The sequence below is a fragment of the Desulfonatronum parangueonense genome (assembly GCF_054656975.1).
On record NZ_BAAHXH010000003.1, the window covers coordinates 4,802,447 to 4,816,044 of the forward strand.

Here is a 13,598-nt window from a genome sequence, read left to right on the forward strand (position 1 = left end):
AGCTACTTCTTACAGCATGCCTCCATTTCTGCCATAGGATTCTTCTCATCAACCTTTGAGGAGGAATCAAATGGCAATCAGCAATCGTAGGTCAGATCCCGAGAAGGCCAATTTCTGGCGCGAGCATGTAGCCAAGTGGCGGGCAAGCGGTTTTTCTCAGGCGGAGTACTGTCGTCAGAACTGCGTTTCCATCAAATCACTGGGATATTGGAAGCGCCGGTTCGAACGTGACCGACAGCCTTCTTTGCCTCCTGTCATCGTTCCCGTCCCACGGCAGCACCTCGTCCCGCCCAGCCCTCGGCAAGATGAGGGGGCTTTGCGTGTCCACCTTGGTCATCGCTTCACGGTGGAGATCTGCGGAGACTTTAGCGTGCCAGTACTGGAAAAGCTTGTTCGCACCTTGGAGCAGCTCCGATGACGCTTCTGGGATCGGCAACCACGGTCAACCTGGTCCTGGGAGCGACGGACATGCGCAAGTCCATCAACGGCCTCTCGCTAATAGTGGCAGACCACTTGGAGCGAGACGTCTTCTCCGGGCATCTCTTCGTTTTTTGCAATCAGTCCAGAACCATCATCAAAATCTTGTATTGGGACCGCAACGGGTTTTGTCTCTGGCAGAAACGACTGGAGATGCACCGTTTCCACTGGCCCAATTCCGAACAAGACGTCCTGGAGATGGAACCTCGCCAACTTCAATGGCTGCTGGACGGACTCGATCTGAAGCAGATTTCTGGTCATCCAGAGCTGAAATATTCAAATTTAAGCTAATTTCTGAATTATATAATATTTAGCATAAATTTATTGACATTTATAAAGATTTTATCTATTTATCTAGGCCATGGACGCAGTTTCATTGCCAGATAACCTCGAGTCACTCAAGGCCATCATCGCGGACAAGGACTCCTACATCTCCCAACTCGAGGAGCAAGTCCGCCTGCTCAAATCGCTGCATTACCAATTCAAATCCGAAAAAGCCAAACTCCGCAACAGACAGGGCCAGCTCAGCTTGTTCAATGAAGCGGAGCTGGCCGCATTGGAACTCGAAAAGCAGGCAGAGGAAAGCTCAGCTGCTGAAGAATTGGAAACGGTCGATGCGCATGTCCGCAGAAAAAAAGGGCGCCGTCCTCTCTCCCCTGACTTGCCTCGGCTCGACCGGGTTCACGACATTGCTGATGATGCGAAAATCTGCCCCTGCGGCTGTGCCCTGAAAAAGATCGGTGAAGAGGTCAGTGAAAAGCTGGACGTCATCCCCCAGAAAATCCAGGTCATCCGTCATATCCGACTCAAATACGCCTGTCCGGCCTGTGAAGGAGTCGAAGATGACGGGCCCACCGTAAAAATAGCTCCCATGCCCCCGCAGATCATCAACCAGGGCATCGTCACCGCAGGGCTGCTGGCCTACATCTGCGTGAACAAATTCGTGGACGGCCTGCCTCTGTATCGCCAGGAACAAATATTCGCCCGGATCGGCGCGGCAATTTCCAGAGCTACCATGTCTGGATGGATGATCCTTGCCGCGAATGCCTGCAAGGTGCTTATGGACATGATGATCGAAGAGCTCCGATACGGCGACATCCTTAACATGGACGAGACCACCGTGCAGGTGTTGCGCGAACCGGAACGGGAAAACACCGCCAAATCCTTCATGTGGGTGGCCAGAGGAGGGCCGCCGGGAAGTCCAATTGTCACCTTTCACTATGACCCAAGTCGAGGCGGAAAAGTCGCCGAGTACATCCTGGGTGACTTCAAAGGCTATCTGCAGACCGACGGCTACGCCGGCTACAATGCCGTGGGGGCCAGACCCGGCATCATTCATGTTGGCTGCATGTTCCACGTGCGCAGCAAGTTCATGGACGTGATCAAGGCAGGAGCCAAAAACAAAAATGGAACCGCTGTCACGATCATCAACCTGATCGGCAAGATCTATAAGATCGAAAAGCAGGCCCGGATAGACAAGTTGAACCCGGATCAGATCAAGGCCTTGCGTCAGGAGCACACCAGGCCGATCATGGATAAAATCAAGGCCATCCTGGATGAACGGGTCCTGACTACCCCGCCCAAAGGCCTGCTGGGGAAAGCCATTACTTACGCCCTCGGCCAGTGGAGCCGCGTCGTGGTTTTCCTCGAAGACGGACGACTGCGGCCTGACAACAACCTTGCGGAAAACGCCATCCGGCCCTTTGCCGTAGGCAGAAAAAATTGGCTCTTTGCCGGATCTCCGGCAGGTGCCCATGCCAGCGCGATCATCTACTCCCTCATAGAAACCGCAAAAGCAAACGGACTCAATCCCTACCTCTATCTCCTGCACGTCTTCACCACCCTGCCCCAAGCCAAAACCAACACTGAAATCAGACAGCTACTCCCACAAAATCTCACACCTCAGAAACTTGAGGAATTGACTGCCCGAAATCCTGCCTCTTCATAATCCTCATGACTTGGCAGGAAAAGATGTAGGCGTTCTGACGCTTACGTAGAGGGAATATGTACTGTATCGACTCAGCGCCGGAAAACCAGGACTGGCCTAAAATGGGCTCTTGGGATTATCCGCCCTACAAGTCCAAGGAATTTCATGAGTGGGTTGCAGAGGATCAACTACCTCATTTTCGGCAGACGCCGGCGAATCGATTTGCCGTCTTGTTGGAATGATTGAGAATGAATGAGTGGACTGGCAAGTGTATCAAGCATTGGTTTCTCAAAATATTACGGCTAATCCAAAGGAATAACGATGCAATCAGAAGTATTGGAGCGTGCGCAAGGGTGTCTTCTGGGCCAGTTGGCCGGTGATGCGTTGGGCAGTCTGGTGGAATTCCAGTCCCCAGGGCAAATTCTGCGTACCTACCCGCATGGGGTGCGCGATCTCGCGGACGGTGGGACGTTCAACACCATTGCCGGGCAACCTACGGATGACTCCGAAATGGCTCTCGCCTTGGCCAGAACACTGGTTGAACATGATGCCTATAATGCTTTGGCCGCGCAAAAAGCATATCAGGCTTGGCTGGACTCAGGGCCGTTTGATTGCGGCAGGACCGTCAGCAGCGGGCTGCGGGGCACTCCCAATCACGAAAGCCAAGCCAACGGCGCATTGATGCGCATCAGTCCCCTGGGCATATTCGGCGCGAAATATCCGCTGCGCCAGGTTGCGCAATGGGCCATGGAAGACGCCCGGTTAACACATCCCCATCCTGTCTGCCAGCAGATCAACGCCCTGTTTGCCATGGCCATTGCCCATGCCATCGCAACGGGAATCAGCCCCAAGGACCTGGTCGCCGAAATGCTGGTGTGGGCACAGGACCTGGACGCGGATCAGATTGTGTTTCGAGTGATCAAGGCGTCCATCAAAGCGCCTCCCAATGATTATGTTCGCCAGCAGGGCTGAGTTCTGATCGCCTTTGGCAACGCGGTGTGGCAACTTTTGAACGCTTCGAATTTGGAGGAAGCCGTGGTCAATACTGCTTCCCGAGGCGGAGACACGGACACCAACGCCGCCATTTGCGGCGCACTCCTCGGAGCCGTGCATGGACTGAATGCCGTTCCCCGCCGCTGGCGTGAAATTATCCTGAACTGCCGTCCCGAGCATGGCCGCCCAGGCGTGCATAAGCCGCGTCCCCGAGAGTATTGGCCGGTGGATGCGCTGGAACTGGCGGAAAAACTGGTCCATGACCAGCCGTGATGTGTTCAGATTTAACTAACCCAAGACAGGAAATATGCACATTTTTCAAATGTCCCCTTATGTGTTGTTCTCGTTAGCGAAGGCTTCTTGCATTGGTCCCAAATCGGGACTAAACTTCCTTTCATGCGCATCATAGCTTTGTCCACATTAAAAAAATATTGGGACGAGAAGCCTGGTCGCAAAGATGGAAAAGAATCAGCACTGGCTTGGTATCGTCAGGTACTCAAGGCAGACTGGGGAAGCCCCGCGGATGTGAAGAAGGATTTTGGCAATGCCAGTATTTTGCGGGACGGCAGGGTCGTTTTCAATATCTCCGGGAACAAATATCGGCTGGTGGCATGGATCAACTATCCCTATCGGGTGGTGTACATTCGATTTATCGTAACCCATGCAGAGTATGATGCCGTCGACGCACAGACAATATGAGGATAATGCCCATGGAAATTAGACCAATTCGCACGGATCAAGATTACCGGTCAGCATTGCGGGAAATTGAACGTCTCATGTCTGCTGAGATGAACACGCCGGAAGGTGACCGTCTCGATATTCTGACAACCCTGGTTGAAGCTTACGAGCGAAAACATTTTCCCATGGAACTCCCCGATCCGGTGGAGGCGATCAAGTTTCGCATGGACCAGATGGGCCTGCACCCCAAAGATTTGGAGCCCATGATCGGTCGCAGCAATCGAGTTTATGAAATACTGAACCGCAAACGGCCATTGACCTTGAAAATGGTTTGGCAACTCCACAAGGGCTTGGGCATTCCCGCTGAAAGTCTGGTCAAGCAACCGGAAAAGGACTGTACCCAAAAGCCTGCATCAGTTAGCTGAGTGGTAACTACTCAGCTCATCCGAGTAAACCGGGCTGATACCCGCCTTCGCGAGTATGACTGATCAGGAGACGGCATAAAACAAGTCATTCCCGCGAAGGCGGGAATCCAGGTCATGCTTGTCACAAGTTTGTGCAAAGCCAACCTCATCCCGTTCTGAAGCTGAGTAGTTACAGATAGAAGTTCCTTTTCCATGGTTACTTCTTCTCGAAAAAGACAATCCAGAAACAATACATGACAATGGCCAAGGCAATCACTTCGACGAAGAACATATCGTCCTCCTGCTTGTCTCAGAGGATTTGTTGCGTCGTTTCCCTCCTCCCAATCTCCACCATGACTCCGATCATGGGCAGATGCACCAGCAGGGCCAGTGGCTTTTTGCCAAGGGCCTTTTCCAGGCAATCCGCGTAGATGTTCAGTTGCGGCACGAAGGCGGCGCAGTGTTGCCGGACCGTGTCCAGCTTGCCCAGGTAGGTCTTGTGGTCCACGATCACGTACCCGTCCGGGGTTTGCCAGACCAGGTCGATCCACCCGGAGGCAGTCTGGTTGCCGGAACCCGATTGCATTTTCAGATGCATGGGGTGCTCCCTGAGCGCTTCGCCTTGTCCGAACCTATCGAGAAGGTAAGACGTGAGCCGGTTGCTGGCCATGACAATGTCACCTTGCGCGATGCCGCTGACCTTCCAGCGCTGGAATATGACCAAGACCTTGGCCGTTCTGATTTCCAACGCTTGCGAAGTGTCGTCCTGGACAGAAAACCATGCATGACTCCACCTAGGGCATTGACGTCGGGTTCGCCGACAACTGAGATGCGTGACCGATTCTTTCCGGAGCATGAACCAGTAGCTTGGTCGCCATCATGCGCGGCGGTGGAACTGGGATTGAATTTGGCCGCAGCATTTTGAGGGGAAGTGTCTGGGAGAGCGGGTTCGGGACTAAGCATGCTTTCTGGCGGCTTTGTGCGGGGTCGGCTTATGGTTCAATGCCCTTGCAGGTTGTCGGGAATTGATGGTTATGACAGCGAATGGACTTCATTTCCGGATCTGAAAAATCCAAGACAGGATTGTCACCCCCATCCTTGTGAACATCCAACTAGACTGTGCTGATCGTGCCATCGCCCCTGAAGGCAAAGGCCAGAAAAATCCCTGGCTTTGGTTAACACTAAACTTCGTCCGTATGCTCAACGGTTATGCCAAAGAGTTCCTCTCATCAACCTTCAAGGAGGATTTGAAATGGCAGCAGTTAGCAATCAGTAGAGCATCAGGTCCCGCGGAGGCCAATTGCTGGCACGTACATGTAGTCAAACGATGGGCAAGCGGTCTTTCTCAGGCAGAGTATAGTCGGAAGTTCTGCTTTGTCTTCAAATCGCTGGGGTACTGGAAGCGTCGGTTTGAACGTGGCCGACAACCTATTTTTTCTCCTGTCCTTGTGCCACGGCAACATCTCGTCCCGCCAACCCCGGAAAAAGCGCAAGCCACGTCCAACGTCGAAGAATCATATGCTCTTATAGTGAAAGGAAAAAGCTAGCTTTGCACGCCGGATGTCAATGGTATTAAATGAAATTATTCATCCGATTCCGTAATGTGGTTGATCGCTATCAATTTTTATTTAAACCGAATTTTGTAGTCCCTAATTTCTTTTTCCATCTATTTTCGTAATTAATTACCTCATCCGCTGTCGAAGTTGCCGAAACAATTTCGAGAACCGAAAATACAAAATTTTGAGAGTCGAGATATTGTAACTCCAAATTGCCTCCATGACCATTTTGCGCATACGTTATCCATCTGCCATAAATGCCCTTATCTCCATATGCTGAGCCGACGTAAAGCTTTCCAGAGAGAGTATCTTGTATCATATAAACACCGTTGACAGAAGAAAGAGCTTTTATCCAAGTAAGATTAGTGTCTGGATACTGCGTCATTATTTTTAATTCTTGATAAGTCAGGTGTACCTGAGCGAAAGATTGAAAGTCTCCAATGCTTTTTTTTCCTTTTAATTCAACAATTTCTTTGTCCTTATTTTGAACCCAAGAGACCGTAGCTGCTCCCCATTCAATGACAATCCGCTCAGATAGTTCATCCAGTATAGTGTTTCTTTTAAGATCATATTTAACATGATCATTATACCAACATTCAGGTAAAGAAAATCGTTGGAGTTCCAGCAAATTATCAACCTTAAATTTTGAGTTATCTGTGCAACCGAGAATGTCCCACAAACCAATAAAAAGAGCAGTGGTTTTAAAATAAGGTGCAAAAACTGCTATTGTGTTAGCATCTCCGAATTTTCGAGGCCGTTGGTAACTCTGATATACTTCGAGTCGGCGCAAATTTTCCTGAAATGTTCTGAGGATTGGTATTTCTTTATTGCCGTGTCGCACTATCCTCACTTTGGTTGTATCAACACCATAGATTTCTAATATTTTATGCAATGTGATCATAATATTTTTTGCCCATATTTAACTACCGTGCTCATTTGGAAGCCTCGCACCCCAAGGGTCTGAGCCCATGTTCGGTCGCAGCAACCGAGTTTAGAAATACTGAACCTCAAACGGCCATTGACCCTAAAAAAGGTTTGGCAACTCCACAAGGGCATGGCATGGCCTCCGGGAGCATTCACTTATATCCCCTCCTTCCAATTTCCACCATGATTCCGATCATGGGCAGATGCACCAGCAAAGCCAGTGGATTTTCGCCAAGGGCCTTTTGCAAGCAGTCCGCGTAAACATTCAGTTGCGGCACGAAGGCTGTGCAGTGTTGCCGCACCGTGTCCAGCTTGCCCAGGTAGGTCTTGTGGTCCACGATCACGTACCCGTCCGGGGTTTGCCAGACCAGGTCGATCCACCCGGAGGCAGTCTGGTTGCCGGAACCCGATTGCACTTTCAGATGCATGGGGTGCTCCCTGAGCGCTTCGCCCTGTCCGAATCTGCTTGTCAGGTGGGCAATGAGCCTGTCGCTGGCAGCGACAATATCTTCCGGCGCTATCCCGACCACGTTCCAGCGTTTGCAAATCTCACCGGCCTTGGCTCCGCGGGTTTCCGCGTCTTGGACGGGATTGTCCTGAGCCAGAAAACCATGAACTGCCTCGCCCATGGCGTTAACGTCCGGTTCGCCTGCAACCGGGATGCGGGGGCCGAATCGTTCAGGAGCATGAACCAGGGCTTGATTCTCGTCAGCCGGAGCAGCGGCGCTTGGGCTGAACCTGGCCGGGGGATGCTGGGGAAGGGGCTTGGGAAACGGTTCGGCTCCGAAGCATGCGTCCTGCCGGTCTTGCGCAGGTTCGGTCAGAGGCGCAATACTCTTGAAGGCAGCCGCAAACTCCTGGTTGCGGCACCGAATGGACCTTTTCTCTTCGTCAGAGCAATCCAGGATGAGATTGTCTTCACTATCTTTGAGGATATCCAGCCATGCCGTATTGCTCTTGCCGTCGGCCCTGATCGCCAATGCCAGATAGTCCCTGGCCCTGGTCATGCCCACGTACATCAGTCTGGCCTCCTCGGCCCAGAATTCGTTCTGAGCCTGGATCGATTCCGCGCATCCTTCCACCCGCTGATCCAGGCCGACATTCTTACTTTGCTTGCCGTAGGGCCAGGGCCAGTACCTGATCCAACGCCCATCCAGGGGAGCGAGCGGGTCAAAGCCTTGCTCATTGGGCGTCACGCTGACATTGAACGGATTGACTTCCCGCGACCAGTTCAGTTCAGCCAAAACCACAAATGGCCACTCCAATCCTTTGGATTTGTGATAGGTGATCACGTTCACCGCATGTTCGTCCACGCCTTGGCCTTGAAGATCCAGAGGACTCTTTTTCACCTCAAGAACGAGGTAGGTCACCAGGCCCGCGGCAGTGGCCGGGGTGCGCCTGGCCATGCAGATGTCTTCATACCCCTTGGCCAGTCCACGCAGAGCGTCCAGATTGGCCAGCCGGACCTCGACCCTTCCCCAACGGCAAGCAATGGTTTCCGCCCTGGATGCCGAAATGGCCAAGTCCAGCGTTTCCCAGGGAGTCAGCTTCGGGAGCATTTGCCGCAGATCATTCAGGTCCGAGACCGGGGAACACTTTTTCCAGAAGTTCTCCTCGGTCAGCCAGCGGTTCAGCCAGTCCAGTTCGCCGCTGAAGTGCAGCAACTCTGCAACGGCCAGGGTGTCTCTGGGGTCTACCAGATAGCGCAGTGCAGCCATGGCATAAATTGCTTCCGGCGTATCCAGAAGCCCCCAGCGCTTGGTGGCAGCTCGGACACCCAATCGCTCCAGTGCGTTCGCCACTTCCAGACAGACGTCGTTCTTGCGGCAGAGCACGGCAATGTCCCCGCCGCGCAAGGGGCGCAACGTCTTAGTCGACGGGTCCTCGACAATGTACTGCTCCGGCTCGGACAATAGCGCCGCCACGCCCGATGCGATACAGGCATAGTCATGATCCAGCTTCTTGCTGTCCAGATTCCAGACTTCCAGGGCCAGCGCTTGTTCAGGATGCGCCGCACGCACCGGATTCAGACGGACCCGGTCCGCTGAAAAACCCTTGGCTTCGAAGGCCGGGCAAAAAACATGATTCGTGAACTCGACAAGAGCCGGACGGGACCGCCAGTTTTCCTCGAGTATGAGCGGGCGTCCGGCATCCAGGAGCTTTTTCACGGCAGCGTCCATGAGCAGGGGGTCCGTGCCTCGAAAACCGTAGACGGCCTGCTTCTGGTCCCCGACCCAAACGGACCGGTCCACGCACTGCGCCAGCTTCAAAAACACGGCAAGCTCGATGGGGCTGGTGTCCTGGAATTCATCCACGAAAACGATGTCCAGGAATTCAGCCAGCCGCTTGCGCACTTCCTGATCATCCAGAAGTTGATAGGTCAGGGATTCCTGATCCACATAGTCGATCAGCCCTTCGCTGCGCTTGTAATCGGCAAAGGCCTGCATGGCCTCGCCGGCACAGGCGAAGATTGCCCTGATGTATTGTTCCAGATCCCGGTGCAGCCTGGGGTGGCATTCGTGCATGGAGGCGGCCTGAATGACGGGCGCGACGGTGCTTTCGCTGGCCTTGGCCGGCTTGAGCTTGGAGAGTTTGGCCCAGTCCCACCAGGTCAGCCGGCCTTTGGCATTTATCCTGGACTGGACTGCCTTCAGGTAATCCAGAACGCCTTTGGTCGTCTTCGTGGCATCGCATCCGCTCTCGAGTTGCGTCACGCACGTAGCCACGCAGCGATGCAACTCATCGTCGAGCTGTGTCTCCTGATCGTCGCCAAGCGGCTCGGGCAAGACGTTCTTGAGCCCCTGCCAGGACCTGTCCGCGCAACTCGCCAGGTCGGCCTCCGACAGCACATTGGCCCTGGCCTGGGTGATCACGCTGCGCACGACCTTTGTCCAATCCTCCAAGCTCAGCCTTTCGGCCAGGGGCGTCAGAATGGCGGCATGCCGTTCCAGGACAGGGTCGGCAGCGGCCTTGAACACGGACATTTCGTCGTCCTCCGGGATCAGTTCCTGATCCGGACTCAGTCCAGCTTCAAAGGCGAAATCCCGCAGTAGTCTGCCGCAAACGGAATTGACCGTGCCCACATAGCCGTCCAGAACGCCCTGAGCCGCTTCCCAGTTGCTGCCAAGCAGCAGTTGGCGGACCCGCTGAGTGAGTTCGGAAGCGGCCTTCTTGGTGAACGTGGTGGCCAGAACAGCCTCGGGCCGGACACCGTTTTCAATGGCTTTTTGCAGTTCATGGGTCAAATGGTAAGTCTTTCCGGACCCCGCGCTGGCGCTGACGATCTCAATGGCGCTGTTCATGCTTCCACCTCCCGGCGTGCGCCGCACAGGCTTGGATAACGGCAAAACGTGCAGGACTTGAGCTTCGGATCGGCGTCAGGCTCGGCTCCAGGAGCCAGGGCCTGACCATTTTCCAGTGTGGTCATGGCGGCACGGATTTGCGAAACAAGGGATGTCCAGACATCGGACAAGGAAGGTCCTTCAACCGCTGTCTGACCCGGAAAGCAGGTGGTGTCCGAAGTCAGCAATTCCGCCTGGGACAGCATGTAGTATCCCGCGGGAAGCGGCTTGCCGGTCTCTCCGAGCAGCCAGGCATAGACGGCAAGTTGCAGCGCCAGACCGGCTTGGAGTTCCTCGCGTCTATACTTGCTGGTCTTGCTCCACTTCAGGTCGAGAATGACCTTCTCCCCGTTGCCGCTCTTCAGGACCAGATCCAGGAAACCGCCGAACTCCGTGTTCAACTCACTGCTGGCCTTGGTAACGAAAATTTCTGAACCTTCCACCGTCAGGCAGCACTGATCAAGCAGGCCGGCCAGGGCGGCTGCCGCATGGGAGATTTGTTCGCGGTTGCGCTGGCGCTCCACAGCTTGCCCGTCCTGCAGAAGCCCGGCGGCCATTTCCGGCAAAAGCTGTTCAAAAATCAGTTCGGCTTGTTTGCGCGACAATGCCGGGTCGCACCGGCCTGTAGACTTGAAGAGGCGTTCAACCACCGCATGGGCCAGGATGCCTGTCAACTGCGCCTCCTTGGGCAGGGAAAGCAGCGCGCCCATTCTGATTTTTGCGGGATAGTTCAGCACCCACGCCAAAGGACAGCCCAGCAGCATCTCCAGACTGGATGCGGATTCACGCGCCCGAAAGCTGATCGTGTTCGTGGGAATGTTCCATTCGGGTCTGGGCCGCGGCAGGGGCAGAGGAGCAAGCTTTCGCCTGCGGATCAGTCTGGAGCTCGGATCAAGAAAGCTCATGCTTTCACGAGTGCGCAAGAGCCCGGCCTCCACGGTAATGATTCGTTCGTGGGCCTCTTCAGGTGCGACAGCCTGCCTGATCTCATCCCACAGAGGGTGCATGGTCGTCTTGTCCGCGGCTTCGGTCCGGTGCATGACCAGGATCAGTTGATGTTCGGCCAACATCACCGGGCGTCTCCAGGATCTGGCTTGCCGGAACCGTTGCCGGTTCATCTCCTCCAGAAGCACCCCGGCATCCGCCAAGGCCTTCTGCTCGGCCCGAGTCCAGATATGTGCGGCGCGGGACTGGGCCTGGTCCAGGAACCGCCACCAGACAATGGTCTTTGCCGGCGACCAGATCTGGCCCGGATACTTCACGCTGCGCCACGAGGCTGCCTCGGCTTCCATGCCGGGAGTCGTCCCTGAGAATTGGAGCACTTCATCAACCATGCGCTTCAGTTGGGGCCGGGTGATCTGTTCCAGGCTGGAAGCCTTGATGGCCTCATCCAGATTCATGGCCTGGCTCATGGCCGCAACCAGAAGCGGATCTCCCGAGTGTCCGCCCCTGGAGGCCGCCAAACGGGCCACTTCGGCGCAGATTCTTCGCGCTTCCTTGGCAGGCATGCCGGTTTGCGGGTCATGACGCCGACCACCAAGCCAAAAATCCAGATTGGCCTGAAACTCCCGCATCTTCTTCGCGGCCTTGGTAGAAGCCAATTTTTCCTGCTCCAGGCGAGCCTGCATCTCCTGCACGGCCGTTTCCCTGGCCTTGATCCACAGTTCGCCGCCGATTCCGGGATGACTTTGCAGAGCATTGATGAAATGCCGCCCGGCCCACCATGGAATAGGCGAACTGGGCGATGTCAGGATTTCCAGAAGCAGTTGCGGATTCACCGGCAGCCAGGCGTTCTTGAGTGCCAGGAGCAGCACCTGCAACGCGGCCCGCCACCGGGACCCCGAGTCGCTGCCCAGGCGGGGCAGCCCCCTGGCATGCAAGGCCTCGTCCAGCAGCCTGCTCCCCATGCCCTTGATGATCAGCACGTCCTTGTTGGCCTCATTGTCCGCCGCCAGCCACTCCGCCAGTGCCTCGGCAGCTTCCGTCTCGGTTTGTCCCGCAATGAGCAGCAGACTGCCGTCACCGGCAACTGTTCCTCCCGAGCCGGAATTGGCATGAAAGGCCCGCTGCAAAGCCCCCAGATCGCCGGAAGCATCCGGAAAATCCGGCTCCAGTACGGTTCTGGCGACCTCAGCTTGGCTGAGGGACCGAAAGAGGTTCCGCCATGGATCGGGCCATTCTTGCTCCGGATCGGCCAGTGTCAGACTGCTGAAGCCAAGCTGTGCTGCCGTGGCTCCGCAAAGGGCCGCCTCAATGCTCTTCAGTCGTTCGCCAAGTCCTGGAGCAAGCTCCGGCTGGCCCAGGCTTTCCACATCCGCCAGATCCGCGAGGCGACCGGACATGCCGTGAATGGGCCTCCCGTTCCACCCGCCAAAGACGAGAGCATCCCGCCAACCCAGCAGTTCATTGGCCGTGGCCCAGGCATCCGCTTCAAAGGATCTGGAGTAGAACCGCTCCCCGTTGTCCGCCACTCGGAGACGGGCCAGATACTGGCCGATGCGCACAGCGGGGTGAACTGAAGGACCTTTCAGCCCGAGCCTGATTTCCAGGATCGAAAGCAACCCCGTCGGACCGACGACAACTTTTCCGGCCACTGCCTCACTGTCTTCCAGCGCGTCAGGATATGCGCCTGTGTCAAAGCCATGGCCAAGGACAATTTGCATCAACGCCTCCAGGCAAGGGTTTATGGATGTCAGGAGTGATCAAATATCTGTTTGATGTATCTTTCCTCAAGAAAAGTCCAACAAAGATTTCGCCATACAATTCCGTTTTTTGGAATACTATTCATCATCCTGCAACTATTGGACAAAATAATATTGCCGCTGTTCCATTTTCTGGAACAGCATGGGTCTATGGTTTTCATATGCCGTCAATAAAGACCGTGGCATTTTCAACTGTACGTCTGGAAGCCGTAATCGGATGAGGCAATACCACAAACAGATCTTCATAACCCTGGAGGATGTTATGCGAAATGCCACGATTATTATGATCTCTTTCTTGATGCTGACCGGCTGCGCAACCTACCGCCCCATCGTGGACATGCAGGGAGTCAACTCGGCTCAGTATGAAGCGGACCTGCGGGATTGCCAGAACTATGCGAGACAGGTTTCACCGGCGACATCTACAGTAGTCGGCGGCGCTATCGGTGCCGGAGCCGGTGCTCTGCTTGGACTTGTTGTCGGATCATATTTTGGACGTGCAGGGGAGTTCGCCGGAATGGGGGCGGCTGTTGGCGGGACGTCAGGTGGCATGACCGGGGCCGCGGAAGGAGCGAAAAGTCAGATGGAGATTATTCGGC

Annotated in this window: 12 protein-coding genes and 1 pseudogene; 9 read left to right on the plus strand and 4 right to left on the minus strand. The window is 54.9% G+C overall.

Annotated features, from left to right (window positions below; genetic code table 11):
* Positions 1-70 precede the first annotated feature (70 nt).
* The 6 genes and pseudogenes from tnpA (ACYQ15_RS21545) to ACYQ15_RS21570 all read left to right on the plus strand — a co-directional run bounded on the left by tnpA (ACYQ15_RS21545) (position 71) and on the right by ACYQ15_RS21570 (position 4,500).
* Complete coding sequence (gene tnpA, locus ACYQ15_RS21545) at positions 71-418, plus strand: IS66 family insertion sequence element accessory protein TnpA (RefSeq protein ID WP_459935682.1); 348 nt, start codon at positions 71-73, stop codon at positions 416-418.
* Positions 415-768, plus strand: coding sequence for an IS66 family insertion sequence element accessory protein TnpB (gene tnpB, locus ACYQ15_RS21550; RefSeq protein WP_459935681.1), 354 nt, complete (start codon positions 415-417; stop codon positions 766-768). Before tnpA (ACYQ15_RS21545) ends, tnpB begins: the two co-directional genes overlap by 4 nt.
* Positions 769-838: 70 nt before the next feature.
* Positions 839-2,425, plus strand: a complete 1,587-nt coding sequence (gene tnpC / locus ACYQ15_RS21555) for an IS66 family transposase (protein ID WP_459935680.1) — start codon at positions 839-841, stop codon at positions 2,423-2,425.
* Between the two features lie 300 nt (positions 2,426-2,725).
* Positions 2,726-3,670 (plus strand): annotated as a pseudogene (locus ACYQ15_RS21560) (ADP-ribosylglycohydrolase family protein).
* 123 nt (positions 3,671-3,793) lie between these two features.
* A complete protein-coding gene (locus ACYQ15_RS21565) occupies positions 3,794-4,096 on the plus strand; it encodes a type II toxin-antitoxin system HigB family toxin (RefSeq protein WP_459939518.1) in 303 nt (100 codons plus the stop codon).
* Between the two features lie 11 nt (positions 4,097-4,107).
* Positions 4,108-4,500 carry a helix-turn-helix domain-containing protein gene (locus ACYQ15_RS21570; RefSeq protein WP_459939519.1) on the plus strand — a complete coding sequence of 131 codons (393 nt, stop codon included), beginning with the start codon at positions 4,108-4,110 and terminating at the stop codon, positions 4,498-4,500.
* A gap of 289 nt (positions 4,501-4,789) precedes the next feature.
* Here ACYQ15_RS21570 and ACYQ15_RS21575 read toward each other — a convergent pair whose 3' ends face one another.
* Positions 4,790-5,227 (minus strand): PD-(D/E)XK nuclease family protein, encoded by a 438-nt coding sequence (locus ACYQ15_RS21575; RefSeq protein ID WP_459939520.1) that lies wholly within the window; start codon positions 5,225-5,227, stop codon positions 4,790-4,792.
* A gap of 448 nt (positions 5,228-5,675) precedes the next feature.
* Here ACYQ15_RS21575 and tnpA (ACYQ15_RS21580) point away from each other — a divergent pair, with 448 nt between their 5' ends.
* Positions 5,676-6,026: an IS66 family insertion sequence element accessory protein TnpA gene (gene tnpA, locus ACYQ15_RS21580; RefSeq protein WP_459939634.1), complete on the plus strand. Its 351-nt coding sequence runs from the start codon at positions 5,676-5,678 to the stop codon at positions 6,024-6,026.
* A 70-nt stretch (positions 6,027-6,096) separates the two neighbouring features.
* Here the strand turns inward: tnpA (ACYQ15_RS21580) and ACYQ15_RS21585 are convergent, their stop codons facing one another.
* The 3 genes from ACYQ15_RS21585 to ACYQ15_RS21595 form a co-directional block, all read right to left on the minus strand.
* Positions 6,097-6,936: a GIY-YIG nuclease family protein gene (locus tag ACYQ15_RS21585; protein WP_459939521.1), complete on the minus strand. Its 840-nt coding sequence runs from the start codon at positions 6,934-6,936 to the stop codon at positions 6,097-6,099.
* 175 nt (positions 6,937-7,111) lie between these two features.
* Positions 7,112-10,261, minus strand: coding sequence for a UvrD-helicase domain-containing protein (locus ACYQ15_RS21590; protein ID WP_459939522.1), 3,150 nt, complete (start codon positions 10,259-10,261; stop codon positions 7,112-7,114).
* Positions 10,258-12,963 carry a PD-(D/E)XK nuclease family protein gene (locus tag ACYQ15_RS21595; RefSeq protein WP_459939523.1) on the minus strand — a complete coding sequence of 902 codons (2,706 nt, stop codon included), beginning with the start codon at positions 12,961-12,963 and terminating at the stop codon, positions 10,258-10,260. The genes ACYQ15_RS21590 and ACYQ15_RS21595 overlap by 4 nt, the downstream gene beginning before the upstream one ends.
* Before the next feature lie 35 nt (positions 12,964-12,998).
* Here ACYQ15_RS21595 and ACYQ15_RS21600 point away from each other — a divergent pair, with 35 nt between their 5' ends.
* Both ACYQ15_RS21600 and ACYQ15_RS21605 read left to right on the plus strand, forming a co-directional pair.
* Positions 12,999-13,223, plus strand: a complete 225-nt coding sequence (locus ACYQ15_RS21600; RefSeq protein WP_459939524.1) for a hypothetical protein — start codon at positions 12,999-13,001, stop codon at positions 13,221-13,223.
* A 41-nt stretch (positions 13,224-13,264) separates the two neighbouring features.
* On the plus strand, positions 13,265-13,598 hold a 334-nt coding region (locus ACYQ15_RS21605; RefSeq protein WP_459939525.1), incomplete at its 3' end, for a hypothetical protein.